Genomic DNA, 24273 nt, shown 5'->3' on the forward strand with positions numbered 1-24273 from the left:
CCTCAGCGACACCATTCGTCGAACGCGTCGCCGCGCCTGCTCGGCCAGAAGCCTTCGAGATCAACCCGCACCACGTCGGCGATCCTCCCGCCGCCGGGCACACGGCACAACCGACACCCCCGGGTCACGGGTGTCACGTCCTGCGCATGGCGGGCGGCACGCGGCGTTGGCATCCTGCCAACTATGACGCTCCCGACCGTCGACCTCGGTGACCGCGAGTTCTGGGCCGCGCCCTGGGCGCGCCGGTTCGAGGCGTTCGACGCTCTGCGCGCCGACGCGGGGCTGCCGTGGTTCGCCGAGCCCGAGTTCCCCGGGTTCGAGCGCGGACCCGGCTTCCGCGCCGTCACCCGGCACGCCGACGTCGAGTACGTCAGCAAGAACCCCGACCTGTTCTGCTCGGGCCGGGGCGCGGTCTCGATCCTCGACCTGCCCGCCGAGGCCCACGAGTTCTTCGGCTCGCTGATCAGCATGGACGCCCCGCGCCACACCAAGATCCGGCGCATCGCCGCGCAGGCGTTCACGCCGCGGCGTACGGAGGCGCTGCTGTCCGACGTGACGCGGGTGGCGCGCTTGGTGGTGGCCTCCACCCGGGAGAAGGCGCTGGCCGGCGACGGCTCGTTCGACCTGGTCACCGAGGTCTCCGCACGGATGCCCCTGCTGATCATCTGCGACATGATGGGCGTCCCGGAGTCCCGGCGCGACGAGGTGTTCGCCCACTCCAACGTCATCCTCGCCGGCGACGACCCCGAGTACGTCACCTCGGACAACCCCCTCGGCGACTACCTCACCGCCGGCGCCGGCCTCTCGGGACTGATGACCGAGCTCGCCGCCGCCCGCGAGGCGTCGCCGACCGACGACATCACCTCGGCGCTGGTGCACGGCACGGTCGACGGCGAGCGGCTGACGCACCAGGAGATCGCGTCGTTCTTCATCCTGCTCTGCGTCGCGGGCAACGAGACCACGCGCAACGCGATCACCCACGGCGTCTGGGGCATGCACCTCGACCCGTCGCAGTGGGAGGCGTGGTCCTCGGACGTCGACGGGGTCACGCCCACCGCGGTCGACGAGATCGTCCGGTGGGCCTCGCCGATCAACTGGATGCGGCGGACGGCGGTGGCGGACACGACGGTCGGCGACGTGCCGGTGTCCGCGGGCGAGAAGCTGCTGCTCGTGTACGGCGCGGCGAACCGGGACCCCGCCGTCTTCGCCGACCCGGACCGCCTGGACCTGCGTCGCTCCCCCAACCCGCACCAGGGCTTCGGTGCCCACGGCCCGCACTTCTGCCTCGGCGCGCACCTCGCCCGTCGCGAGGTCGCGGTGCTCTTCCGCGAGCTCTTCGCCGGCATGCCCGACCTGCGCGTCGTCGGCGAGCCCGACCGCCTGCGCAGCATCTTCGTGAACGGGATCAAGCACCTCCCCGTCGCGCTCGCGGGGACCGACGCGGCGCGGTGAGTGCGGTGTCGGGCGCGGCCGTGTCCGCGCGAAGGGCACCGTCGGCCGACTGGAGGGTGACGGACGCCCTGGGCCGGAACGGCGCGGGGCGGGGTTCGAGGACGAGATCCAGGGTCGTGGAGCGTGCGTTCCGCTGAGCGGAGCGTTCGCTCCACGGACCCGGATCTTGCGGTGCGGCGCCGCGGTGATCGCCGTTTCGGTGACGAGACACTCCGGATCTGAGCTGCTTCGTCACCGAAGTCGCGATCATGGCCGCTCCCGGGCGTCTTCGGTGGCGAAAGCCGCGCTGAGCGCGGGATTCGCCACCGAGGTCTCAGCTCGCCGGCTCGGGCTTCGGAGCGGCGGCGAGCCGGACCCGGCGCAGCACCCGGTGGCGCAGGGCGAAGCCCGCGAGCGTGGAGAGGATCAGCACGCCCAGCACCGCGGGCGTCCCCAGCCCGCTCGGGAGGCCGTCGAGCGCCATCGCCTGGACGTCGCTCGACGTCGTCACCGGCGAGCCCGGGGTGACGCCGGTGAGGGTCCGCAGCGGGCTGCCGGTCGGCACCATGAGCAGGCGGGGGTCGACGGTGCCGAAGCCCAGCGCGGGCACCCGGGCGGCCAGGCCACCGGGTGCGGAGACGGCGGGAGCGACGAGACCCGCGCCGATCGCGGCGGGCGCCTGCGGGACGCGCTGCGCGGCCATCGCCGTGTCCTGCTGCGCCCGCGCCTGCTGCTCCCGGGCCCGCTGATCGGCGAGACGCTGACGCTCTTGATCCTGAGAAGCAGAGGCGCCACCTCCCCCGGGATTGCTGCTTACGGACGTCGGCGTGGTCGTGGTCGCCGGGGTCGGAGTCACCGAGGTGGCCGGCGGAATCGCGTCCTCCACTGCCTGTGTGGTCTCAGCGACGCTGTAGCCCAGAGCCCGAAGGGTCCCGGCAAGCGCTCCGAGAAGCCCGGGGCCCTCACACTGCCCATCAGACCCACGCTCGAGAGCCCCCGACAGCTCGAACTTCTGACCGTCCGAGCTCGTGCACGTCTCCGCGGCTCCCGCACTCCCCGCCCCCAGGGCCAGGGCGCCGGTGACGAGAGCACCGACGATCACGCTCGGCAGCAGACGACCGGATCGAACGACCATGTGCGGACCCCTTCGGCCGGACGGTGGACCACCAGGTGCATCCCGGTGACCTGCGCGGACATCGGCGTTCGCCGACCGTTGTTACTCGCGAGTCGGACATCCTGAGGAAGTGGGGCGCTTCGGCCCAGTGACCCTCGGCGAGCGGCCGCTGACGTTGCGCCGTCCGCGATGTTTGATCGGCCCAGCCTGAGTGCGTCCCGCAGGCCAACCGGCACCGCCGACCGGGTGTGAGAGAGCTGCTCCGCGCACCGTGCCGGTTGCGGTGAGTGACACTGACCGGATGAGCGGCGAGTCGTTGCGCCTGGAGTTCCGGCGACAGGTGCGCGAACGGGTCCTCGAGACGGCCCACCAGCACACCGTCGAGCGGGGCTGGGAGCGGGTGCGCGTCGGCGAGGTCGCGGTCGACTCCGGGGTCTCGCGCCCGACGCTCTACCGGGAGTTCGGCAACAAGGACGGCCTGGGCGAGGCGCTGATGACCCGCGAGGCCGAGCGGTTCTTCGCCGCGATCGCCGATGCCCTCGATCGGCACGACGACGTCCCCCGCGCCGTCGCGGCCGCCACCCGCCTGACCCTGCAGGAGGCGGCGGACAACCCCCTCCTGCGCGCGGTGCTCACGGGCAGCCGGTCCGGCGACGCCGGGCTGCTGCCGTTCCTCACCTCACGGTCGGAGTCGATCCGCGAGTCCGCCCGCGCCCTCCTCGCGGCGTGGCTCGGACGGCGGCAGCCGGAGCTCCTCCCGTCGCGGGTCGAGGAGACCGTGGACGCGCTCGTCCGTCTCGTGATCTCTCATGTGGTGGCGCCGGCCCTGGACCCGGTGGACGTCGGGGAGCGCATGGCTCATCTGGTCGCCGCTCTGTTGGTCCATCCGCGAAACTGAGACAAAAATCGGGTATTGTCTCTGAACGCATCACCGCGCACACTTCGTCACGAGCCGTCGTGTCGAGGGAGACAGGCCCATGAGTACCGAGTTCGTGCCGGACACCGCGGCGGGGAACGATGCCCCGCAGCGCCCCTGGCGAGACCGCAAGCGCTACCTGTGGCCGCTGGCCACCCTGATGCCGGCGATGCCGTTCGTCGGCGCGGGGCTGTCCACGGCCACCGGCTGGGCCGGCTGGTGGTGGATCGGCCCGATGATCCTCTTCGTGATCCTGCCGGGCCTCGACCTGGTCTTCGGCGCCACCGACGACAACCCGCCGGAGTCCGAGCGCGAGCGCCTCGAGGCCGATCGCTACTACCGCTGGGTGACCTACCTGTTCATCCCGATCCAGTACGCGAGCCTGGTGTTCTCGTGCTGGGTGTGGGCGAGCTGGGACCTGCCCTGGCACGCGAACCTCGGTCTCGCGCTGACCATGGGCGTCGTCAGCGGCGTCGCCATCAACACCGCCCACGAGCTGGGCCACAAGCGCGAGGACGTCGAGCGCTGGCTGTCGAAGATCGCGCTCGCGAGCTCCGCCTACGGGCACTTCTACGTCGAGCACAACCGCGGCCACCACGTCCGCGTCGCGACCCCGGAGGACCCGGCGAGTTCGCGGCTCGGCGAGGGCTTCTGGATGTTCCTGCCGCGCACGGTCTGGGGCAGCCTGCGCTCGTCGTGGCACCTGGAGTCGAAGCGCCGGTCGAAGGGCAGCCACACGCCCTTCGACCACGAGATCGGCGTCGCCTGGGCCATGACCGTCGTGCTGTTCGTCGCGCTCGTCGTCGCGTTCGGGCCGGTGATCCTGCCCTGGCTGATCCTGCAGGCGTTCGTGGGCTTCTCGCTGCTGGAGGTCGTCAACTACCTCGAGCACTACGGGCTCAAGCGCCAGCGCCGCGAGGACGGCCGCTACGAGCGCACCGACCCGCGGCACAGCTGGAACGCCGACCACACCGTGTCGAACCTGCTGCTCTACCAGCTGCAGCGCCACTCCGACCACCACGCGAACCCGCTGCGCCGCTACCAGACGCTGCGGCACTTCGAGGAGTCGCCGCAGCTGCCCAGCGGCTACGGCTCGATGATCGTCGTCGCGCTCTTCCCGCCGCTGTGGCGGGCGATGATGGACCGCAAGGTGCTCGCGCACTACGACGGCGACGTCACCCTGGCCAACATCCACCCCCGCCGGCGTGAGCAGTACCTCTCCCGCTACGCCCGGACATAGAACCGACGACGCGGGTGTTGCGCCGGGAGTGACGGCACCCGCTGACAGCCTCGACCCCGTCCGCCGCGGCCGGCTCTTCGCCGCGGTGGCCGGGGTCGTCGTACTCTTCCTGGCCGCCTCGAGCGTCCCGAGCCCGCTCTACGTCGTCTACCAGGCGCAATGGGGTTTCTCGGCCGCGACGCTGACGGCGATCTTCGCGGTCTACGTCGTCTTCCTGCTCGCCTCGCTCCTCGTGGTCGGCGGCCTGTCCGACCACGTCGGGCGACGGCCGGTGCTGGCGGTCGCGCTGGGCGTCCAGACCGTCGCGGTGGTGCTGTTCCTGCTCGCGACGAACGTGACGATGCTGCTCGTCGCGCGCGCCGTGCAGGGGGCGGCGACCGGCGCGGCGATCACCGCGATGGCCGCCACGCTGGTGGACCTCGGCCCGCGCCGCGCCGGGCTCGCGAACGCGACGACGCCGCTGATCGGCCTGGCGCTCGGCGCGCTGGGCTGCGGGCTGCTCGTCGAGTACGCCCCGGCGCCCACCCGCCTCGTCTACGGCGTCCTGCTCCTGGGCTTCGCGGTCGTCGGCGTCGTCCTGGCGCTGCTGCCCGAGACGGCCCCGCGACGCACCGGCGCGCTCGCCTCGCTGCGTCCCCGCGTCCGGATCCCGGCGGGACTGCGCGCCGAGGTGCTCGCGATCGTGCCGACGCTGGCGGCGAGCTGGGCGCTCGGCGGGCTCTACCTCTCGCTCGGCCCGTCGGTGGCCGCCGAGATCCTCGGGCTGCGCAGCCACCTCGTCGGCGGCGTCGTCGTCACCCTGCTGTGCGGGGTGGGTGCGGTCACCGCCGTCGCGGTCCTGCGCCGCTCCCCCGCGACGCTGCTCGCCCCGGCGGGCGGGCTGCTCGCCGTCGGCACCCTCGTCACGCTGGGCGGGCTCGTCCTCGGTGTCCCGCTCGGCGCCGCCGCGGGCACCGTCGTCGCCGGCGTCGGGTTCGGCATGGCCTCGCTGGCCTGCTTCGGCACCCTCGCCCGGATCGCCGCCCCGGAGACCCGCGGCGAGCTCATGGCCGTCGCCTACGTCGTCGCGTACCTCGCCTTCAGCCTCCCGGCGGTGGTCGCCGGGATCGCCACCGTGCACCTCGGGCTGCGGCCCGTCGCCGAGGTCTACGGCCTCGTCGTCGTGGCCCTCGGCCTGACCGCGGTCGTCGCGCGCGCCCTGGTGGTGCGCCGCCGCTCCGTGGGGGCCGCGCGCGTGTGAGATCGGGGCCCATCGAGCACTCCTGCCCGAGACCGTGCACCACCCCGACGAGAGGACGACATGCCCAAGCCCCCGCTGCCCGACGAGGTCCAGGAACTCCTGCGCAAGCCGAACCCCAGCGTGATCGTCTCGGTCCGCCCCGACGGCCAGCCGGTCTCGGTGCCGACCTGGTACCTCTGGGAGGACGGCCGGGTGCTGGTCAACATGGACAACGCGCGCAAGCGCGTCGAGTACCTGCGCAAGGACCCGCGGGTGTCGATCTCGATCCTGTCCGAGGACGACTGGTACACCCACGTCAGCATCCAGGGCCACATCGTCGAGTGGGCCGACGACGACGATCTGACGATCATCGACCGGTGCTCGGAGCACTACACCGGCAAGCCCTACCCGATCCGTGACCGCGGTCGTGTGGCCGCGTGGATCGAGGTGGACCGCTGGCACGGCTGGGGCGCGGTCAAGGCCTCGGACGTCCCGGACAACGCGGGCTGACCGGCCCTCCTCCGGATCACCGCCGATCACCCGATCGGCACGGCCTCCGCCGTGGTTAGGGTTGCCTGGGTTCGGGGCGGGAGTCCTCCGAGAGGATCTCCCGCTCCGGTCCGGACACGTCGCGACGGAGGTGTGAGTGACCCTCGCCCGTGGGCCCCGACCGGGCCCCGCCGGTGACCTGGCCTGGCTCGATGCGGGGCACCTCGATGCGGGTCCCCGCGATCCGGGTCTCCTCGATCCGGGCCCCGAGGCCGTGCACGGCTCGGTGCTCGACACGGTCGGGGCGACGCCGTTGGTGGAGCTGGGACGGCTGTTCGCCCGGCCGGGGGTGCAGGTCCTCGCCAAGCTCGAGCTGATGAACCCGGGCGGGAGCATGAAGGACCGCTCCGCCCGCTACATCGTCGCGAGCGGACTGGCCGACGGGTCGATCCCGCCCGGCAGCCGGCTGGTCGAGTCGAGCTCGGGCAACTTCGGCGTCGCCGTCGCGATGGCCGCGCAGCTGCACGGCCTGTCGTTCACCTGCGTCGTCGACCGCAACGCCAGCGCCGCCAACGTGACGATCATGCGAGGGCTCGGCGCGGATGTCGAGGTCGTCGACAAGCCCGACGAGGCCGGCGGGTACCTGCACACGCGCCTGGCGCGGGTGCACGAGATCCTCGCGACCACCGCCGACACGGTGTGGATCAACCAGTACGCCAACGAGCGGAACTGGCTCGCGCACTACCACGGCACCGGCGCCGAGCTGGTCGACCAGCTCCTCGTCCCGCCGACCCACCTCGTCGGGGCGGTGTCGACCACGGGCAGCCTGCTGGGCTGCGCGCGCCGGCTGCGGGAGGCGTGCGACCCGCTGCAGGTGGTCGCCGCCGACGCCGTCGGCTCGGTGATCTTCGGTGGACGGGGCGGGTACCGGGAGCTGCCGGGCCTCGGGTCCAGCCGCGTGCCCGAGCTGCACTCCCCCGACGAGATCGACCGCGTCGAGCACGTCGACGACGCCACCGCGGCCGAGGCGTGCCGCGAGCTGCTGGCCACCGAGGCGATCTTCGCCGGGGGGTCGACCGGCGCCGTCGTCACCGCGGTGGCGCGCCTGCTCGACGACGTCGTGCCGCCCGCGCGCATCGTCGCGATCTTCCCCGACCGCGGCGACCGGTACCTGGACCGCGTCTACGACGACGCCTGGCTCGACCGGGCGCGGGCGAGGCGGGTGGCGCTGTCGCGGTGAGCGAGCGCCTCGTGATGCGCGATCTGCTCGACGCGGCGGTCGCCGAGGGCCTCGTGTCCGCCCCGCTGGTGGCCGGGCGGGTGCGTGTGACGCTCCCCGACGGCCGGGAGCTCAGCTGGCCGGCCCGGCCGGGCGGGGTCCTGCAGGCCACGCGGTCCGTCGACGGCACGGTGCTGGTCGACGGCGTCCCCGTCACGACACCGTCCGCGGTCCTGCGGCTCCTCGCCCCCGACGCCCCGTACGTCGACGCGGTGGCGCGGGACCTCGACACGGCCGTCGGCCACGCCCTCGACCCGCCGTCGGGGGACCTCACCGAGAACGTGGGCGAGGTGCTCGCCGCGGTGCGCGGACGGCCCTTCCACCCCACGGCGCGGGCGGTGTCCGGGTGGGGTGCCGACGACCTCGCGCGCTGGGGGCCGGGGCGCACCGTCGCCGTCGACGCGGTCGCGGTCCGGTCCGACCACCTGCGGCTCGGGGCCAGCGGCTTCCCGGGCCTGCTGGACGCCCCCGACGGCTACCGGGTCCTCCCCGTGCACCCCTTCGACCGCGGGCACGTGCTGCCGGTCGCGTTCGCCGCCGAGATCGCCGACGGGATCGTCGTCCCGCTGGACCGCGGGATCGGCGACGGACGGGTGACGTCGTCGCTGCGGACGCTCGACCTCGGCGGCGGCCGGCACCTCAAGCTGCCGCTCGGGGTGACGACGCTGGGCTCGACCCGCCTGCTCGGGGCCCGCTCGCTGGACTTCGCGCAGCGCGGCGAGCGGGTGCTGCGCGACGTGCTCGCCGCGGACCCCGACCTCGCCGCGCGCGTCACCGTGGCCGACGAGACCGCCTGGGCCGGCTTCGCCCGTCCGGACGGCTCCGACGAGTTCGACGACCGCCCCGGGCACCTCGCTGCGGCGCTGCGCGTGCTGCCGCCCCCGGCCGGTTCGTACCGGGTGCCGCTGGGTGCTCTGGCCGCGCCCGCCTGGGACGGGCCGCTGGCGGCGCTCGGCGACCCGGAGGCGGTGTTCGGGGCGGTCGTGGACACCGTCACCGACGTCGGGATCGGGTTCCTGCGCCACGGCGTGCTGCCCGAGATGCACGGGCAGAACGTGCTGCTGGACCTGGACGCCCGCTCGACGAGCCTGGTTCTGCGCGACCACGACGCCGTCCGCGTCCACCCCGACTGGCTGACGGTGCCCGGGCCGGGCTACCGGTTCACGCCCGGCGGCACCCAGTCGCTGGTGCTCGACACCCCCTCGGAGCTGATCGGCTTCTTCGCGACGCTGTGCGTCGAGGTGGGGCTGGGCGGGGCGGTCGACGCGCTCGTCCGGCACACGGGCACCCCGGAGCCGCGGTGGTGGGCCACGATCCGGCGCGCCGTCGAGGGCGCCGTCGCGCGGACCGCCGACCCGGAGGTCCGGGGCACCCTGCAGGCGGTCCTGCTGGACGCCGACACCTGGCCCTACCGCACGGTGCTGCGCCCGCTGCTCGAGAGCGGGCCCTCGACCGGCACGAGCATGCCCGCCGGCCTCGCCCGCGTCCCGAACCCCCTATGTACGTGAGCGAAGTTCCCGGCCATAGCCGGGAACTTCGCTCACGGGTGGGTCAGCGCAGGCCGATCGTGCGGAACATGGCGGTCGGGTCGTACTGCTCACGGACGGCGGTGAGGCGGGCGAGGGTCTCCTCGTCCCACAGCGCCCCGAGCCGCCCGCCGGACGCGGGGCCCTGGAAGTTCGGCAGCCCCCCGATCGCCCAGGGCCGCAGCGCGTCGACCACCCCGCGGGCCGCGGCCGGGGCGATCCCGGCGAGCGGGGGGACCATCGGCGCGAGCGCGTAGAGATTGAACGCCGCGTCCCGGCCGGCGACGGCGTCGAACGCCCGCTCCGGACCGCGCGCGATCGCCCCGCCGAGCTGGCGCAGCTCGGCCATGACCAGCGGTGTCTCGACCCCCGGCCCCGCGACGGCGAGCAGCGCGTCGACGGCCTCGGCGGGCAGCGCCGAGAGCGTCGCCGACTCGTCCCAGATCGGCATCGGGTCGGTGGGGTCGGCGTGGATCGCGTCGATCGCCGCGAACGGCATCTCGTCGACCATGTCGGCGATCGGCTCCGCGACCGCGCGCATCGGCGCCAGCAGCGCGGCGCCCTCCTCGGCCGACCCCAGGTGCGCGAAGCGCAGGTGCACCACGAACTGCCCCTGCAGCGGCGGCGGCAGCGCCGGGTCCGGGGGCAGGCGCAGCAGCGCGATCGAGCTCGAGGTGTCGGCCGGCAGCGTCGCGACCCACTCGCGCCAGGCGTGCAGCAGCTCGGGGGACGCCGCGCCGGGGAAGAAGATCCCGCCGCCGTAGAGGCGCGCCACGGGGTGCAGCGCGATCTCGATCTGGGTGACGACCCCGAAGCCGGTCTTGCCGCCGCACAGCGCCGCGAACAGCTCGGGCTCGCGGTCGGTGTCGACGTCGCGCTCGACGCCGTCGGCGGTGACGAGGCGGACGCGGCGGACCTGGTCGGCGCCCGTCCCGAACGCCCGCGACAGCGGGCCGTGCCCGCCGCCGAGGCTGAAGCCGACGACGCCGACCCTCGACGACGAGCCGCAGATCGGGGCGAGGCCGTGCGGGGCGGAGGCCGCGATCACCTGGTGCCAGTGGGCCCCGCCGCCGACGACGGCCGTGTGCGCCTCCGGGTCGACGCGGACGGTGTCGAGGTGGCGCGTCGAGACCAGCATCGAGCCGGCGAGGTCGGAGAGCAGCTGGTGGCCGGTGGCCTGCACCGTCACGGGACGACCCTCGGCGCCCGCCCACCGGACCGCGTCGACGACGTCGCCCGGACTGCGGGCCGCCACGACCAGGTCGGGGCGTGGGGTCAGGGTCGTGACGAACGGGGCGACGGCGGCGGCGAAGGCGGGATCACCGGGGAGCAGGGCGGCGGGGGCGGTGGAGGTGGTCACGGGAGGTCCTTCCGGGGTGGCTGGGGAGGGGTCAGCGGCCGGCGGTGGCGTCGATCTCGACGGCCATGCCGGCAGGGCGAGGCGCGTGACCTCGACGAGGGTCGTGGGCGGGGTGGCGTCGAGGGCCTCGAGCCGCTCGGTGATCGCGCCGTAGGCCGCGAGGGCGGCGTCGACGTCGGTGACGTAGACGACGAGGCGGCTGACGTCGCGCAGGTCCATGCCGCCGGCGGCGAGGAGGTCCTCGACTCCTCCCATCGCGAGCGCCATCTGCGACGTCATGTCGCCCTCGTGCAGGACCACCCCGTCCGCGTCGACCGACCCTTGACCGGCAACGATGAGTAACTACTGCGGTGCCGGACGGAGTTGTGCCTGGTCGTAGCGGAAGGGCGCGTTCCAGGTCGTCGGGTTGATCCTCTGCGTGGCGAGGAGCTGCGGGTTCGGCATGAGCAGGAGCGTGCGCCGTCGGTGCGCACCCGCCCATCCCAGGCTCCTGGTGTCCTGCCTCCCAGGAATCTGGGATACCTCATCCGGCCCAGTCGGTACTACTCTGGGTGACGTGGCTGTGAAGAGCGCCGAGCAGGTGCGCGATCAGATCGACGGGCTGGCCGCGGCGGGCCTGGACTGGACGACCTTCGGCACGGCCGCGATCGAGACGCTGCGGCGGGCGCTCCCGTTCTCCGCGGCGTGCCTCGCGACGCTCGACCCCGCCACCGAGCTCGTCACCGCGACGGTCAAGTGGGGCGATGTCGACGACGACCACGACCTGCAGTGGTCGTACTACGAGTACGAGGTCGACGACGTCTACGACTTCCGGGTGGTGGCCCGGCGTCCCGGCGCCGTGACGGCGCTCGGCACCGAGACCGGGGGCGACCCCGCGCGCTCGCGACGCTGGGCGGAGATGTTCTCGCCGCTCTGGGACTACTCCGACGAGCTGCGCGCCGGCCTGTCCGCCGACGGTGCGACGTGGGGCGGGATCGCGCTCTTCCACCAGGGCGGGCGCACCTTCACCCCGGCCGAGCAGGAGTTCGTCAGCTCCGTGGCCGGCGGGTTCGCCCGGGGGCTGCGGGCCGGGCTCGTCGCCGGCGCGGTCGACCTGGCGGCGGCCGGGGACGGTGACGGCCCGGCGGTGCTCGTGGTCGGTGCCGACGACGAGGTCGTGTCGGCGAACGCCGGCGCCGAGGCCCGGATCTGCGAGCTGGGCGGCGGGACGCTCGGCGAGGCGCCGCTGCCGCAGATCGTGTACGCCATCGTCGGCGCCGCCCGGCGGCGCGCGCTCGACCCGTCGGCGCCGCCGCCGCGGGCGCGCCTGCGGTCGCGGTCCGGGCGCTGGGTGGTCGCGCACGCCTCACCGCTGGTGGGACGGGGCGATCGGGGCACCGACGTCGTCGTCACCCTCGAGGACGCCCGCCCGCCCGAGGTGATCCCCCTGATCGTCGCGTCCTACGGCCTGACCGACCGCGAGCGCGACGTCGTCGGCCTCGTCCTCGCGGGCGTCGACACCGCCGACGTCGCGCAGCGGCTGCACCTGTCGGCCTACACCGTCCAGGACCACCTCAAGAAGATCTTCGCGAAGGTCGGCGTCCGCAGCAGGCGCGAGCTCATCGCGCGCATCTACACCGACCACTACGTCCCGCGGCTGGTCGAGGGCGGCGCGCTCGCCCCCTCGGGATGGTTCGCGGGCTGATCCCGGCGTTCCTGTCCCGGAGGACGCCCGCGCGGTAGATTCGGGCCGACCACCCGGTGCGCAGCGCCGGAAGTCGCATCCGGGAACGACGATCGGCGCGTGAACCCCCTCGGATCCGATCCACCGTGATCCGAACCGCCGGGAGCGCCCGATGTCCGACAAGTCCCCTCGCCAGTCCTCCTCCAAGAAGTCCGACAAGAGCCTCAAGGAGAAGCGGGCGATCAAGAAGGCGAAGAAGTCCGGCGACGACGGCGGGGCCTTCCCGACGCGCTAGTTGGCCTGCCGCTGCCCGTCGATCTTCCAGATGCCGTCGACGAAGGCCAGCCGGAACACCGTGCGCTCGTCGACCTCGCGGCCGTCGGCGTAGCGGTAGGTGACGGTGGCGTCGACCTCGTCGCCGCCGGCGGGCGAGACCCCGCGCACGGTGACCTGCTGGATCGTCGCCCAGAAGCTGCGGTAGTTCTCGATCCCGCCCGCGGTCGAGGACCGGAACGAGGGCGTCAGGCGCTGCCAGCCCTCGTCGAGCTGGTTCGGCAGCAGGCCGTAGTAGTCGATGATTGCCTGCTGGCGGGCCTGGTCGTCCGGACCGCCGGCGAGCGCGCCCTCGCTCCCCGCCCCCGCCCCCGCCTCCGCCTGCGACGTCGTCGCGCTCGCGCCGCCGGCCTCGGGCGACGCGGTGCTCCCGGGGACCGAGGCCCCCGGCCTGCTGCCCGGGGTCCCGAGCAGGGCGGCGAGCACGACGGCGACGACCACCGCGACGACGGCCGCCACCGCGGCGATCCACGGCCAGCGACGTCGGCGAGCTCCGTCCTCCGGGGTGGCGTCGTCCGGGATGGCGTCGTCGCGGTCCGGCGCGGACACCGGTGCCGTCGTCGCCGGCCGCGTCAGGGGCGGGACGTCGGCGGGCTGGGTCGCCACGACCCTGTCGGGAACCACCCCGGCCGTCGCACGCCCACCGGGGCCGGACGGCTGGGGCCCCGTGGACGGTGCGGGCGGGACGGGCGGGGGCGTGGGCGGCCCGGAGCCCGGTCCCGGGCCCTGTCCTGGTGCTGGCCCCGGCCCTGAGCTGATCGGAGCCTCGGGACGCACGAAGAACGGCGTCATGGGCCCCTCCTCGGTGCCGGCCTCGGCGGCGACGAGACGGGCGAGGTCGCCGCGCACCCGCTGCATGCCCGGGCGGCTCGCGGGGTCGGGCTGCAGCAGGTGCTCGATCAGCGGGGTGATCGGGCCCCGCGGGGACGGCGGGGCGTACTCGCCTGAGGCGACGCGGTGCAGGACGGCGAGGGGGTTGTCGCCCGTGCCGAAGGGCGGCACGCCCTCGAGTGCGGTGTAGAGCGTCGAGCCCAGCGAGTAGACGTCCGAGCGGAAGTCGGCCGTCCCGCCCCGCGCCACCTCGGGGGCGAGGTAGGCCGGGGTGCCCGCCATCATCCCGGTCGAGGTGATGGTGACGTCGTCGACGGCGCGGGCGATGCCGAAGTCGGTGACCTTGGCCAGACCGTCGTCGCCGAGCAGGACGTTGCCGGGCTTGATGTCGCGGTGCACCATCCCGGCCTCGTGGGCGGCGGCCAGCGCGTCGGCCACCTGGCGCCCGATGTGCGCGACGCGCTCGGGGTCGAGCGGCCCGTCGGCGACGATCGCCTCGGCGAGGCTGCGCGAGGGCAGGTACTCCATGACCAGCCACGGCTGCCCGTCGTGCTCGACGACGTCGTAGACCGCGATCGCGTGCGGGTGGTGCAGGCGGGCGATCATCCGTGCCTCGCGGAACACCCGGCGATGGGCCTGGTCGCGGGCCTCGTCGTCGGCACCCGCGGGCAGTGACACCTGTTTGAGGGCGACCTCCCGCTGCAGGCGCTCGTCCTCGGCCCGCCACACGACGCCCATGGCGCCCTGCCCGACGCGCGTGCGGACGCGGTAGCGCTCGGCGATCACCTCGCCCTCGTCCGCCACCCGCCACCCCTCGCCTCGGTCCACCGTCGGTGCGGGGAGTCTGCCCGAGACGGGCGGGGATCATGTGGGGGACGTCGGTTCAGACCACCGGGAGCCGGAAACCACCCGTCATGAGCTCGTAGCTCATCTCGTGGACGTCCTGGGTGGTGACGAGCTCGATGCCCCGGCGCGCGGCCTCCGCGCGGGCGGCGCCGAAGGTCTTCTCGGAGTCCTCGTGGGAGCGGCCCTGCGTCCAGTAGCGGATGGCGTGGCAGTGGCTGCGTCCCAGGCCCCGGCCGAGGCGCAGGGTCTCGCGGATGGCCTTGACGACGTGCCCCTCCCCCGCGACCCACGCGGCGGCGCCCTCCGGGACGGGCCGGGCGCGCACGACGTCGACGAGCGTCTCGCCCCGCGCGCGGTGCACCCAGCGCACCGGGCGGGCGAGCTCCTGCTCGTCGAGGGCGTCCTCCACCTCGATCGCGGTGTGCACCAGGGCGTGCTTCGGCAGCCACTCGAGCAGGGCGGCGATCGCGGGCAGGGCCGCCTCGTCGCCCGCCAGCAGGACCTCCGTGGCGTCGGCGGGCGGGGCCCACCCGCCACCGGGTCCGACGATGCCGGCGGGGTCGCCAGGGCGGGCGGCGGTGGCCCAGCGGCCGGCGGCGGAGTCGCCGTGCAGGGCGATGTCGATCGTCATCTCGCCGCGGACGCCGTCGAGGGAGCGCACGGTCATGCTGCGCGCGTAGGGACGGTCGCGGTCGTCGGGCCAGCTCAGGCCGTGCGGCCCGGGGGTCGGCAGGACCACCGGCGCGCCGGGCTCGGCGAACAGCAGGCGCACGTGCGCGGCGGGCGGGACGGCGTCGAGCGCGCGCAGGGCGGGGCTCCCCGGGCCACCGAGCGTGACGCGCTGCATGCGCGGAGTGAGGCGTTCGGACGCGACGACCTCCAGCAGCGGCAGCACCGACATCCGCGCCACGTGCTTCCCCTCCCTCACCCGAATGCGAGGAAGGCTAGCCTCACTTCATCCGCGCGTGCCACCCCGCGCCGCGATCGGGGCGCCGAGCGAGAGATCTGCCGCGCCGGGCGGGTCCGGTCACGTGATCGATGCGGAAATCCTGGCGTTGAGTGCAAGCGAGGACGCAGGGCTTGCACGCGCCGCGTGCTACAGCCCGAACACCTTGCGGGCCGTCTCGCCGAGGATGTTCCGCTTGGCGTGGTCGTCGAGGAACGGCAGGGACGCGATGCGGCCGGGCACGTCGAAGTCCCAGTGCGGCCAGTCCGAGGAGTACATCAGCGAGTTCGGCGCATCGATGGCCCGCAGCGTCGACTCGAGCAGGGCGTCGTCGGTCCACTCCATCGGCTGCGAGGTGTAGAACATCTCGCGCATGTAGTGCGACGGCGGCTTCGTCAGCAGCGGGGCGTCGGACTGGCGCATGTAGTACTCGTGGTCGAGCCGCTGCATCATGAACGGCACCCACGCGAGGCCGCTCTCGATCCAGATGGTCTTGAGTCCCGGGAACCGCTCGGGGATCCCGTTGATGACCCAGTTGGTCATGTGGGTCATGTTGCAGGTCACGAAGCTCATGGCGTGCGCCGAGAGGAACTTGTTCATCGTCGACGTCATCGAGTCGGCCTGGTTGGGCCCGGCGTGGAAGCCGATCGGCAGGCCGCGCTCCTCGAGCATCCGGTACAGCGGCATGTAGGCGTTGCGGTGCACGCCCGCGTGGCGCTGGCTCGTGACGAGGAAGCCGATGACGCCCGGGTGGTCGGCGAACTCCTCGACCGTGGCCAGGCACGCGTCGGGGTCCTCGAACGGGAGGCCGAGCATGGTCTTGATGCGGGGCTCGCGCGGGAGGACCTCCGCGGTGAACCAGCGGTTGTAGGCCTGCAGCAGCGCGGTGGCGATCTGCGGCTGGGGGTGCAGGCCGGTCTCGAGCATCGGCTGCGGGAACACGATCTGGACGTCGATCGACATCGCGTCCATCGCCCGGCGCACCAGGGTCACGTCGCGGTGCGCGCCGTTGTCGGTGCCGGGGGTCTCCTCGCCCAGCGCGGCCTGGTGCGGAATGCGTCCGGAGACGTCCTGCATGGTCAGGCCCGGCGAGTGGTTGTGGAGGGCCAGCCGCGATGCGTTCGGCCAGTTCTTCATCATCTGCTCGGCCGTGTCGCGCAGGACGGGGCTGTCGAGGTACTTCAGGATCTCCGGCCACGAGTCGAGCTCCACGTGGTGGGAGTCGACGTCGACGATGAAGTACTCGTCGAGCGCGTAGCGCTCGGTGTCGCGGGCGGCGTTCGCGAGGATCTCGCGGCTGTCGGTGTGGGTGGTGATCTCCTGCGTGGGCAGGCGACGGACATCGTCGTCGATGGTCATGACGTGCTCCTCGAGAACCACAGGGCGAGGTCGAAGGGGTTGAGGTCGTGCGCCCGCAGCGCCGCGGTGGCGAGCACGACGGACTCGGTGGGCGTCAGGTCGGTCCCGGTCGGCGGGTGCGCGCCCTCCTCGGCGGCGACGACGTAGAGCCGCCCCGCGACCGCGAACAGGCGCCGGGCGGCGTCGGGGTCCAGCGCGGCGATCGCCCCGTCGCCGAGCCCGGCGTCGACCTCCGCGCCGAGCTCGTCGACGAGGGTCGCGATGCGGGTGGCCCGCTCAGACGGTGACACGGATCCGCCCGCCCTCCTCGTCGACCGACACCGCGCGCAGCGCGAAGTCCGGCCGGCCGGGATGGCGCCCGGTGGTCACGTCGTACTCGAAGCCGTGCCAGGGGCAGACGATGTGCATCGTCGTCTCGTCGAAGACGGTGCCGAGGCTGCGCTGCTGGTCGTCGAGCCGTTCGCGCACCCGGGAGACGATGCGTCCCTGACAGGCGGGCCCGCCCTGGTGGGCGCAGCGGTTCTCGTAGGCGTAGAGCCGGCCGCCGAAGCGGAAGACGCCGACGGTGACCGCGTCGGATCCCCCGCCGAGCGTGACGACGAGACGGCCGCGCTCGGCGACCTCGTCGGAGGCCCCGACGTCGTAGGTGCGGGCCGGCGGGGCCGCGCCGGCCGCCGAGCCGTCGAGCGTGGTGGTCATGGCACTACGGTGCGCCGCGCCACATCCCTTGTAAAGTTCAGGTATGTGGGCTGATACATGAGTAATCCTGCGTATTCGCTCCGGCAGCTCGCGTACTTCGTCGCGGTGGCCGAGGCGGGGACGCTGGCCGGGGCGTCGGCGACGCTGCACGTCTCCGCCTCGGCGCTCTCACTCGCCCTCGACGAGCTCGAGCGGGCCCTCGACGCCCAGCTCACCGTGCGTCGGCGCGCCCACGGCATCCGCCTCACCCCGGCCGGCCAGGAGACGCTGCGACGGGCGCGGCGCCTGCTGCGCGAGGCCGACGAGCTCGCCGACGCCGCGGGCGGCGATCCGCGCGAGGTGGCCGGCACCGTGCGCGTCGGCTGCTACACGACGCTCGCCCCGGGGCTGCTCCCGGCGACGATCGGGCGGTTCACCGCGCGCCACCCACGGGCGCGCGTCGAGTTCGTCGAGGGGTCGCAGGACGTCCTGCAGCGGGGCCTGCTCGACGGCGAGCTCGACGTCGCCGTGCTCTACGACCACCGGCTCGATCCCGTCCTCGAGCTCACGCCCCTGTCGTCGAACACGCCCCACCTCGTGCTCCCGCGGGACCATCGGCTGGTGCACGGGTCCGCGCCCGTCGCCCTCGCCGACCTCGTCGACGAGCCGATGGTGCTGCTCGACCTGCCGCCGAGCTCCGAGCACGCGCTCGGGGTGTGCCTGGCGGCGGGACTGTCGCCGCGCATCCGCTACCGCACGGTCAACGCCGAGACGGCCCGGGCGCTCGTCGGGCAGGGGCTGGGGTTCACGGTGCTGGCCCAGCCCGAGCCGGGCGGTCGCGACGAGGTGGCCGCCGTCCCGATCGCCGAGGACCCCGCGCCGCTGCCGATCGTGATGGGGTGGTCCGGACGCGTGGCCCCGACCGCGACCGCCCGGGCGTTCGCGGACGCGGCCCGATCGAGATGAGGGTTTCGGAGCGCCCCTCGCGGCGGAACAGACAGCGTGGAACGGGCAGTGTGGAGCAGCAGGGCGAAGCGCACGGCGTGCGACGAGGCTGGAGGGCCACCGGTGACGGAGCTGCGGGACGACGACTACATCCCGGCACACCTGCGTGACGACCTGACCGACGAGCCGCCGCCCTGGCCGCCGCACGAGATCGTGCCGGGCATCTGGCAGTCGGGCAGCCCCGAGCCCGGCGAGCACTGGGACGCCGTCTTCGACCTGCACGGCAGTGCGCCACCGCTCGAGGACGTCGAGTTCTACGTGCACTGGCTGATCGAGGACGGGCCCGCGCCGTCCTTCACCACGCTGCGCAGCCTCGCCGACCTCGTCGACGACCTGCGCGCCGACGGCAAGCGCGTCCTGATCCACTGCGCGGCCGGCATCAACCGCTCCGGCCTGCTCTCCGCCGCCGCGCTCATCCGCGGCGGCCACGACGTCGACGAGGCCATCGCCCTGGTCCGCGAGGCCCGCACGGGCGCGCTGAACAACGTCAACTTCGTGGAGCTGCTCCACGACCCGCGATGGGAGCCGCGCTCGTCGGGCTGAGGGCGCCGAGCTCGTCGAACAGCGCCAGGAGCTCGCCGACGTCGGTGGGGCCGAGGCGCTGCTGGTGGCCGATGAGCACGGCGAGGGTGAGGTCGGCGAGCCGGTCGGCGCGCTCGGCGTCGACCCCGGCCCCGACCAGCGCCTCGGCGACGACGCGGCGGCGCTGCTCGTCGACGCGCGCCTGCACGACGGCCACCCGCTCGTCGCCGTGCGCCCAGGCCCGGATCGCGGTCTCGGCCTCGTGCGGGAACGTCAGCGCGAGGTGCTTGAGGACGTCGAGGCGCCCCTCGGGGTCGGGCTCGCGCGCGGCCAGCTCGGCGAGACGCCGGGTGTCGACGGTCTCCCAGTGCTCGAGCAGCGCGTCGACGAAGCCGTCCCAGCCGCCGAAGTGGTGGTAGAAGGATCCGCTGGTCACCCCCACGTCGCGGCACAGCGTGGCGAGCCGCAGGCCCGAGCGGCCGTCGCGCGCCAGCAGCGCCATGGCCGCGGCGAAGAAGCCGTCGCGGTTGGTCACCGTCACGTCCCCACCCCCTTGCCGCGGGAACGTAGCAGCTTCTATGTTCTCGGGCAGCCGAAGATAATCGCTCTTACGTTTCGGGGAGACGCGCCGTGGACCGCTTCGCCTGGCTGCGCCGCATCGCCGCCCTCGACCCCGCGCACCCCACCGAGGCCGAGGAGATCCACAAGATCACCGCGGCGATCGAGTTCCCGTGGGACGTGCGGCAGGCGCTCGGGCTCGCGCTGTTCCGCACCTACGCGGTGCCGTCGGTGGGCGAGCTCCTGGCGCGCACCGGCGAGTTCACCGCGCACACGCAGAAGCGCTACGACGACACGGTGCTGCTGCTCGGCGCCACCGTCGACCGCGGCTTCGACGACCCGGACTCCCGCACCGCGATCCGGCGCATGAACCAGATGCACCGCCGCTACGGGATCGGCAACGACGACATGCTCTACGTGCTGTCGACCTTCGTCGTCACCCCGCTGCGCTGGCTCGACGAGTTCGGCTGGCGGCGCCTGCACCCGCACGAGCGCCAGGCCACCGTGACCCACTACCGCGCGCTGGGCCGTCGCATGGGCATCCGCGACATGCCCGAGGACGAGGAGGGCTTCGCCGCGCTCATGGACGGCGTCGAGGCCGAGCGCTTCGCCCACACCACCGGCGGGCGGGAGGTGGCCGACGCGACGCTCGCCCTGCTCGCGACGTTTCCCCCCTTCTCGGTGCTGCCCGCCGCCCTCGTCCGCCGCTCGACCACGTGCCTCATGGACCCGCACCTGCTGCGCGCGCTGCACTACCCGGTGCCGACGCGGGCGGAGCGCGCCGCGACCCGGGCCGGCATGCGGCTGCGGGCCGCGGTCGAGCGCCGCATGTCCCCGCGCCCGACCCCGATCACCGTCGACGACCTACCGGAGGTGCGCTCCTACCCGGACGGCTTCGACCTCGCCCGCCTGGGCACGTTCGCCGAGACGGTCAGACCGTCGTCCGCCGCGGCAGGTCCATCCCGTCGGTGAAGTGCTCGGCCGCCGCGCGCAGCCACATCTCGCGGCGCTCGTCGCCGTCGGGCACCGGGAAGCGCTCGCACGTGCGCGTGCGGCCGGCCGCCGGCGTCTCGGCCGGCCCCCAGACCTCGGCGAACTCGTAGGCGTGCGCCGTCGTCAGGGCCTCCGCGACGACCACGGCGTCGTCGTGCGTCGCGCTCCAGGCGAGGCTGTGCCAGCCCTCGACGTCGCGCCGGCGCCCCAGCGGCTCGGCCCACCCCCGGACCTCCCAGGCCAGGACATCGTGCTCGTGGGGACGACGATCGGACAGGGGACGCTCGCTCACGGCGATCACGCTCCTCGCACGGACTCGGGCGGCAAGGGCGGCCCGGTCGGGTCCGACGGACCGGGTCGTCGGGGTCCGGAATACACCTCCCGGCCCCCGACGTCGAGCACGACGAACCGCACCCGCGGGGACACCTCAGGACACCGCGGCACACCTCGGCACGCAGCGCCGGGAAAACGTGATCACGTCGCGCCGTGCAGGTGGGCTCGGGCGTCGGCCAGGTCGATCACGTCGGCGTACTTGGCGTCGAGATCGGCGAGGTTCTGCTCGTGGAGCGCCGCGCTCCGGTCGGCGCAGGCGCCGGCGACGACGATCGGGCGGAAGCCCGCGGCCGACGCGTCGGTGGCCGTGGCGCGCACGCAGCCCGACGTCGACACCCCGGCCACGACGACGGTGTCGACGCCACGGGCGCGCAGGGTCGCGGCCAGCGACGTGCCCGCGAACGACGAGGCGTGCTGCTTGGCGACGACGGGCTCCCCCGGCCCGGCCGCGAGGGCGAGCTCGCCCCACCCGCCGGGCGCGCCGTCGGCGAAGCACGCGAGCGCGGGCACCTTCGCGGCGAAGAAGCCCGCGTCGCCCATGTCCGCGGCGAACCGCACGATCGTCCAGAGCACCGGGTGGCCGCCGGCCCGGGCGGCGTCGACCAGCTCCGCGCAGCCGTCGACCACCGAGGGTTCGTCGAGCCAGAACGGGCCGTCGGGCTCGGTGTAGGCGCGGACGAGGTCGACGACGACCACCGCGGGGCGGGCGCCCCAGCCGACGCGGCCGGCGAAGCTCGACCCGTGCGGGTTGCTCACCGCGATCCCACCATCACCGCGCGGGCGTTGCCGATGTGGCTCGCCATCACCGCGGCCGCCCAGTCGCCGTCGCCGGCGCGCAGGGCCGCGACGATCTCGACGTGGTGCGCGAGGCTCCGCGCGAGCGAGGCCGGGTCGTAGGCGTGGAAGGTCCGCGTCACCACCGGCGTGTGCACGACGCCGGCGAGTGCGGCGGCCAGCGCGGGCGCCTGCGCGAGGTCGAGCAGGCGCGCGTGGAACCCCCGGTTGAGCCCGACGAGCGCGTCGAGGTCCTGGTCGGGGCCCGGGGCGCCGATCTCGAGCATGCGGTCGGCCAGCGCGGCGAGCTCGTCGAGGTCGTCGGCCGTGGCGTGGTCCGCGGCGCGGGCGGTCGCGCGCGACTCGAGGGCACGCCGGACGTCGAAGATGGCGTCGAGGTCGTCGCGCGAGAACGACGTCACCCGGGCCCCGCGGTGCGCCGTCGTCTCGACGAGGCCCTCGGCGGCGAGCCGGGTCAGCGCCTCCCGCACCGGGGTGCGCGAGAGGCCCAGGCGCTCGGCGAGCTCGACCTCGCCGAGGTGGGCGCCAGCCGCGAGGTCGCCGGTGAGGATCGCCTCGCGCAGGTCGGCCAGCGCACGTTCGGACGCGCGCCCCGCTCCTCGTTCGACCGTCGTCGCCATGACCCTCCCCTCAGGTTGTACGCAACGTAGGGTGCGCGGCCGCCCGCGACAAGGCACGATCGCCACGCCCCGTCCGTCGTTGTGCACAAGGAGCCGTGCCGTGGGAGATCTGCTCAGCCACCCCGGGAACCGCCGCGCCCGCCTGCGGGAGCTGCTCGGCTCCGGCCGCCCCGTCCTCGCCCCCGGCGCCTTCGACGCCCACTCGGCGCGCCTGGTCGAGCAGGCCGGCTTCGACGTCGTCTACATGACGGGCTTCGGCACCACCGCCTCGCTGCTCGGCCGGCCCGACGTCGGGCTGCTCGGGCAGGCCGAGATGGTCGACAACGCCCGCCGCCTCGCCGGTGCGGTCGACGTGCCGCTGGTGGCGGACGCCGACACCGGCTACGGCAACCCGATCAACGTCGTCCGCACGGTCCGCGAGTACGAGCAGGCGGGCGTCGCGGGCCTGCACCTCGAGGACCAGGTGATGCCCAAGCGGTGCGGGCACCTCGCGGGCAAGGTCGTCGTGCCCTGCGAGGACATGGAGGCGAAGATCCGGGCGGCGGTCGCGGCGCGCACCGACCCGGACCTCGTGATCATCGCGCGCACCGACGTCGCCGCCGTCGAGGGCCTCGACGCCGCCATCGACCGTGCCCGCCGCTTCGCCGACGCCGGCGCCGACGTGCTCTTCGTCGAGGCCCCGACCTCGGAGCAGGACATCGAGAAGGTCGCGACGGAGCTCGCCGGCCACCAGCTCGTCTTCAACTGGGCCGAGGGCGGGCGCACGCCGCCGCTGTCGCTGGAGCGGCTGACCGAGATGGGCTTCGCGCTCGTCCTGTTCCCCGTCTCGACCCTGCTCGCGGCGGACACCGCGATGCGCTCGGTGCTCGCGCGGCTGCGCGCCGACGGCACGCCAGCGGGGGTGCTCGACGAGATCGGCGGGCTCGACGGCTTCGCCGACCGCGAGGGCCTCGCCGAGATCCGGGAGATGGAGACGCGCTTCTCGAGCTGAGCGCGCCGGCGTGGTGGAGCGAGGGACGCCCCGGCTGCGTGGGATGCAGCGAGGGTGACCCTCGCTCACGCTTCGGTCGCCACTCCGGGGGTCGGCGCGCCCCCGTCGCGACGCCAGACGTCGCCCTCGATGTGGTCGAGGTCGAGGTCCGCGGCGGCCTGCAGGGCCGCGGGCGAGCGCGCGACCAGCAGCGCCATCCAGATCGGGTAGTGCTCCTGCTGGCGCAGCGCGACCTCGTGCTGCCCCGCGATGAGCATCCCGGGCTTCGGTGGACGGCACCAGCAGCGCGCCTGGTCCGGCATCGTCGCGTCCGGGTGGTGGGTGCAGAGCACGACGTGGTCGAGGAGGTTCGCGACGCGCTCGCGCACCGTCCAGAGCGTGCGCACCGCGGTCTGCTCGTCGGTCTCGCCGAGCGCGACCCCGCCCTGGTGGCTGAACCCGACGATCCGGCCGCCCGCGCCCTTCCACAGCCGCAGGCGCTCGACGGCGTCGGGGAAGACCTCGATGTCGAAGGGGCCCTTCCACGGCCGGCCCAGGTCCTCGGGCGTCTTGCGCAGCACGCCCTCGACCTCGACGAAGAGCATCGGCACCGCGGGCCGCGACGGCGGAGGGCTCATGGCCCGGCGATGCTAGTCCTCATCGCGCGCATCGCCTCGATCTCACCGGACTGCGTGGTCACCACGACCTGCGCGTACCGGCGCAGCGTGTCGTCGGTGCCGGTGGCGAGGTAGTCGCGGGCCATCATCAGCGCGCCGTCGTGGTGGCTGATCATGGTGTCGAGCCATAGACGCTCGAAGGCCGGCCCCTGCCACGACCGCAACGTCGCGAGCGTCGCCGGGTCGGCCATCCCGTGCATCATCCCGGCCGCCACCGGCGCGAGCCCCCGGGCGCGCATCAGCCCCTGCATCTGGCCGATCTCCTCGACCTGCTCGCGGTCGATGCGCAGCGCCATCGCCTCGAGCCCCGGGGAGCCGCCCCGTCCCCCGACCATCGCCGAGAGCTCGAGGGCCTGCTCGTGGTGCGGGATCATCCCGGAGAGGAACGCCGCGTCGGGGCTCGGGGCGGGCGCGGTCACGGGCTCGTCGGCACACCCCGCCACGGTGACGAGGGCGAGCAGCACGGCGGCGAGCACACGGAGCATCGCGAGCGATCGTCGCCGACTCCGCGTGACGCCGCCGTGCGGGGCCCGGTGCCGGAGCGAACGGGGAGTTCGTGCGCCTAGAAGC

At 74.1% G+C, this 24273-nt stretch carries 26 protein-coding genes; 13 read left to right on the plus strand and 13 right to left on the minus strand.

Annotation, left to right across the window (positions count from 1 at the left end; all coding sequences use genetic code 11):
- The first annotated feature begins 183 nt into the window (after window positions 1-183).
- Window positions 184-1452: a cytochrome P450 gene (locus PH191_RS15845; protein ID WP_274195583.1), complete on the plus strand. Its 1269-nt coding sequence runs from the start codon at window positions 184-186 to the stop codon at window positions 1450-1452.
- 313 nt (window positions 1453-1765) lie between these two features.
- Here PH191_RS15845 and PH191_RS15850 read toward each other — a convergent pair whose 3' ends face one another.
- The gene (locus PH191_RS15850) at window positions 1766-2134 is read right to left on the minus strand and encodes a hypothetical protein (protein ID WP_274195584.1); all 369 of its coding nucleotides are present in this window, start codon (window positions 2132-2134) and stop codon (window positions 1766-1768) included.
- Between the two features lie 694 nt (window positions 2135-2828).
- Between PH191_RS15850 and PH191_RS15855 the strand changes: the two genes are divergently transcribed.
- From PH191_RS15855 to PH191_RS15880, 6 genes are all read left to right on the plus strand, one after another.
- Window positions 2829-3443: a TetR/AcrR family transcriptional regulator gene (locus PH191_RS15855; protein WP_274195585.1), complete on the plus strand. Its 615-nt coding sequence runs from the start codon at window positions 2829-2831 to the stop codon at window positions 3441-3443.
- Between the two features lie 79 nt (window positions 3444-3522).
- Window positions 3523-4701, plus strand: a complete 1179-nt coding sequence (locus PH191_RS15860; RefSeq protein WP_274195586.1) for an alkane 1-monooxygenase — start codon at window positions 3523-3525, stop codon at window positions 4699-4701.
- A 28-nt stretch (window positions 4702-4729) separates the two neighbouring features.
- The gene (locus PH191_RS15865) at window positions 4730-5941 is read left to right on the plus strand and encodes an MFS transporter (protein ID WP_274195587.1); all 1212 of its coding nucleotides are present in this window, start codon (window positions 4730-4732) and stop codon (window positions 5939-5941) included.
- A 60-nt stretch (window positions 5942-6001) separates the two neighbouring features.
- The gene (locus tag PH191_RS15870; RefSeq protein ID WP_274195588.1) at window positions 6002-6430 is read left to right on the plus strand and encodes a PPOX class F420-dependent oxidoreductase; all 429 of its coding nucleotides are present in this window, start codon (window positions 6002-6004) and stop codon (window positions 6428-6430) included.
- 136 nt (window positions 6431-6566) lie between these two features.
- Window positions 6567-7649: a 2,3-diaminopropionate biosynthesis protein SbnA gene (gene sbnA, locus PH191_RS15875; RefSeq protein WP_274195589.1), complete on the plus strand. Its 1083-nt coding sequence runs from the start codon at window positions 6567-6569 to the stop codon at window positions 7647-7649.
- Window positions 7646-9196, plus strand: a complete 1551-nt coding sequence (locus tag PH191_RS15880) for an IucA/IucC family protein (RefSeq protein ID WP_274195590.1) — start codon at window positions 7646-7648, stop codon at window positions 9194-9196. Before sbnA ends, PH191_RS15880 begins: the two co-directional genes overlap by 4 nt.
- Before the next feature lie 43 nt (window positions 9197-9239).
- Here the strand turns inward: PH191_RS15880 and PH191_RS15885 are convergent, their stop codons facing one another.
- Window positions 9240-10874: an FAD-binding protein gene (locus PH191_RS15885; protein WP_337994065.1), complete on the minus strand. Its 1635-nt coding sequence runs from the start codon at window positions 10872-10874 to the stop codon at window positions 9240-9242.
- A 256-nt stretch (window positions 10875-11130) separates the two neighbouring features.
- On the opposite strand from PH191_RS15885, the gene PH191_RS15890 reads away from it, so the two are divergent.
- Entirely contained in the window at window positions 11131-12258 is a 1128-nt protein-coding gene (locus PH191_RS15890) for a response regulator transcription factor (protein WP_274195592.1), read from the plus strand.
- A gap of 151 nt (window positions 12259-12409) precedes the next feature.
- Window positions 12410-12532 (plus strand): hypothetical protein, encoded by a 123-nt coding sequence (locus tag PH191_RS15895; RefSeq protein ID WP_274195593.1) that lies wholly within the window; start codon window positions 12410-12412, stop codon window positions 12530-12532.
- Here PH191_RS15895 and PH191_RS15900 read toward each other — a convergent pair.
- The 5 genes from PH191_RS15900 to PH191_RS15920 form a co-directional block, all read right to left on the minus strand.
- On the minus strand, window positions 12529-14205 hold the full coding sequence (locus tag PH191_RS15900) for a serine/threonine-protein kinase (protein ID WP_274195594.1): 1677 nt from the start codon (window positions 14203-14205) through the stop codon (window positions 12529-12531). The genes PH191_RS15895 and PH191_RS15900 overlap by 4 nt on opposite strands.
- 79 nt (window positions 14206-14284) lie before the next feature.
- A complete protein-coding gene (locus PH191_RS15905) occupies window positions 14285-15175 on the minus strand; it encodes a siderophore-interacting protein (protein ID WP_274195595.1) in 891 nt (296 codons plus the stop codon).
- A gap of 168 nt (window positions 15176-15343) precedes the next feature.
- Window positions 15344-16552 carry an amidohydrolase family protein gene (locus PH191_RS15910; protein WP_274195596.1) on the minus strand — a complete coding sequence of 403 codons (1209 nt, stop codon included), beginning with the start codon at window positions 16550-16552 and terminating at the stop codon, window positions 15344-15346.
- A complete protein-coding gene (locus tag PH191_RS15915; protein WP_274195597.1) occupies window positions 16549-16842 on the minus strand; it encodes a hypothetical protein in 294 nt (97 codons plus the stop codon). Before PH191_RS15915 ends, PH191_RS15910 begins: the two co-directional genes overlap by 4 nt.
- On the minus strand, window positions 16829-17251 hold the full coding sequence (locus PH191_RS15920) for a Rieske (2Fe-2S) protein (protein ID WP_274195598.1): 423 nt from the start codon (window positions 17249-17251) through the stop codon (window positions 16829-16831). The genes PH191_RS15915 and PH191_RS15920 overlap by 14 nt, the downstream gene beginning before the upstream one ends.
- A gap of 57 nt (window positions 17252-17308) precedes the next feature.
- On the opposite strand from PH191_RS15920, the gene PH191_RS15925 reads away from it, so the two are divergent.
- The gene (locus PH191_RS15925; RefSeq protein ID WP_274195599.1) at window positions 17309-18196 is read left to right on the plus strand and encodes a LysR family transcriptional regulator; all 888 of its coding nucleotides are present in this window, start codon (window positions 17309-17311) and stop codon (window positions 18194-18196) included.
- Between the two features lie 102 nt (window positions 18197-18298).
- Window positions 18299-18778 (plus strand): protein-tyrosine phosphatase family protein, encoded by a 480-nt coding sequence (locus tag PH191_RS15930; protein ID WP_274195600.1) that lies wholly within the window; start codon window positions 18299-18301, stop codon window positions 18776-18778.
- On the opposite strand, the gene PH191_RS15935 is transcribed toward PH191_RS15930, so the two are convergent.
- Complete coding sequence (locus tag PH191_RS15935; protein WP_274195601.1) at window positions 18723-19298, minus strand: TetR/AcrR family transcriptional regulator; 576 nt, start codon at window positions 19296-19298, stop codon at window positions 18723-18725. The genes PH191_RS15930 and PH191_RS15935 overlap by 56 nt on opposite strands.
- Before the next feature lie 89 nt (window positions 19299-19387).
- On the opposite strand from PH191_RS15935, the gene PH191_RS15940 reads away from it, so the two are divergent.
- Window positions 19388-20287, plus strand: a complete 900-nt coding sequence (locus PH191_RS15940) for an oxygenase MpaB family protein (RefSeq protein WP_274195602.1) — start codon at window positions 19388-19390, stop codon at window positions 20285-20287.
- Here PH191_RS15940 and PH191_RS15945 read toward each other — a convergent pair.
- From PH191_RS15945 to PH191_RS15955, 3 genes are all read right to left on the minus strand, one after another.
- Complete coding sequence (locus PH191_RS15945; protein ID WP_274195603.1) at window positions 20247-20600, minus strand: hypothetical protein; 354 nt, start codon at window positions 20598-20600, stop codon at window positions 20247-20249. The two genes, PH191_RS15940 and PH191_RS15945, sit on opposite strands and share 41 nt — an antisense overlap.
- Before the next feature lie 182 nt (window positions 20601-20782).
- Window positions 20783-21397 carry an isochorismatase family protein gene (locus PH191_RS15950; RefSeq protein ID WP_274195604.1) on the minus strand — a complete coding sequence of 205 codons (615 nt, stop codon included), beginning with the start codon at window positions 21395-21397 and terminating at the stop codon, window positions 20783-20785.
- On the minus strand, window positions 21394-22056 hold the full coding sequence (locus tag PH191_RS15955; RefSeq protein ID WP_274195605.1) for a GntR family transcriptional regulator: 663 nt from the start codon (window positions 22054-22056) through the stop codon (window positions 21394-21396). Before PH191_RS15955 ends, PH191_RS15950 begins: the two co-directional genes overlap by 4 nt.
- Before the next feature lie 100 nt (window positions 22057-22156).
- Here PH191_RS15955 and PH191_RS15960 point away from each other — a divergent pair, with 100 nt between their 5' ends.
- Window positions 22157-23047 carry an isocitrate lyase/PEP mutase family protein gene (locus PH191_RS15960; protein ID WP_274195606.1) on the plus strand — a complete coding sequence of 297 codons (891 nt, stop codon included), beginning with the start codon at window positions 22157-22159 and terminating at the stop codon, window positions 23045-23047.
- 65 nt (window positions 23048-23112) lie between these two features.
- On the opposite strand, the gene PH191_RS15965 is transcribed toward PH191_RS15960, so the two are convergent.
- Together PH191_RS15965 and PH191_RS15970 are read right to left on the minus strand one after the other, a co-directional pair.
- On the minus strand, window positions 23113-23664 hold the full coding sequence (locus tag PH191_RS15965; protein WP_274195607.1) for an HAD family hydrolase: 552 nt from the start codon (window positions 23662-23664) through the stop codon (window positions 23113-23115).
- Window positions 23661-24188 (minus strand): DUF305 domain-containing protein, encoded by a 528-nt coding sequence (locus PH191_RS15970; RefSeq protein WP_274195608.1) that lies wholly within the window; start codon window positions 24186-24188, stop codon window positions 23661-23663. Before PH191_RS15970 ends, PH191_RS15965 begins: the two co-directional genes overlap by 4 nt.
- Between the last annotated feature and the right edge of the window lie 85 nt (window positions 24189-24273).

Origin of the sequence: Actinomycetospora callitridis (assembly GCF_028737265.1) — a bacterium.
GTDB lineage: Bacteria > Actinomycetota > Actinomycetes > Mycobacteriales > Pseudonocardiaceae > Actinomycetospora > Actinomycetospora callitridis.

Coding starts and splice junctions, on each gene's coding strand:
- PH191_RS15845 (WP_274195583.1), top strand. CDS start 184: ATGACGCTCCCGACCGTCGACCTCGGTGACCGCGAGTTCTGGGCCGCG.
- PH191_RS15910 (WP_274195596.1), bottom strand. CDS start 16,552: ATGACCATCGACGACGATGTCCGTCGCCTGCCCACGCAGGAGATCACC.
- PH191_RS15955 (WP_274195605.1), bottom strand. CDS start 22,056: ATGGCGACGACGGTCGAACGAGGAGCGGGGCGCGCGTCCGAACGTGCG.
- PH191_RS15925 (WP_274195599.1), top strand. CDS start 17,309: ATGAGTAATCCTGCGTATTCGCTCCGGCAGCTCGCGTACTTCGTCGCG.
- PH191_RS15850 (WP_274195584.1), bottom strand. CDS start 2,134: ATGGCCGCGCAGCGCGTCCCGCAGGCGCCCGCCGCGATCGGCGCGGGT.
- PH191_RS15860 (WP_274195586.1), top strand. CDS start 3,523: ATGAGTACCGAGTTCGTGCCGGACACCGCGGCGGGGAACGATGCCCCG.
- PH191_RS15895 (WP_274195593.1), top strand. CDS start 12,410: ATGTCCGACAAGTCCCCTCGCCAGTCCTCCTCCAAGAAGTCCGACAAG.
- PH191_RS15870 (WP_274195588.1), top strand. CDS start 6,002: ATGCCCAAGCCCCCGCTGCCCGACGAGGTCCAGGAACTCCTGCGCAAG.
- PH191_RS15965 (WP_274195607.1), bottom strand. CDS start 23,664: ATGAGCCCTCCGCCGTCGCGGCCCGCGGTGCCGATGCTCTTCGTCGAG.
- PH191_RS15920 (WP_274195598.1), bottom strand. CDS start 17,251: ATGACCACCACGCTCGACGGCTCGGCGGCCGGCGCGGCCCCGCCGGCC.
- PH191_RS15970 (WP_274195608.1), bottom strand. CDS start 24,188: ATGCTCCGTGTGCTCGCCGCCGTGCTGCTCGCCCTCGTCACCGTGGCG.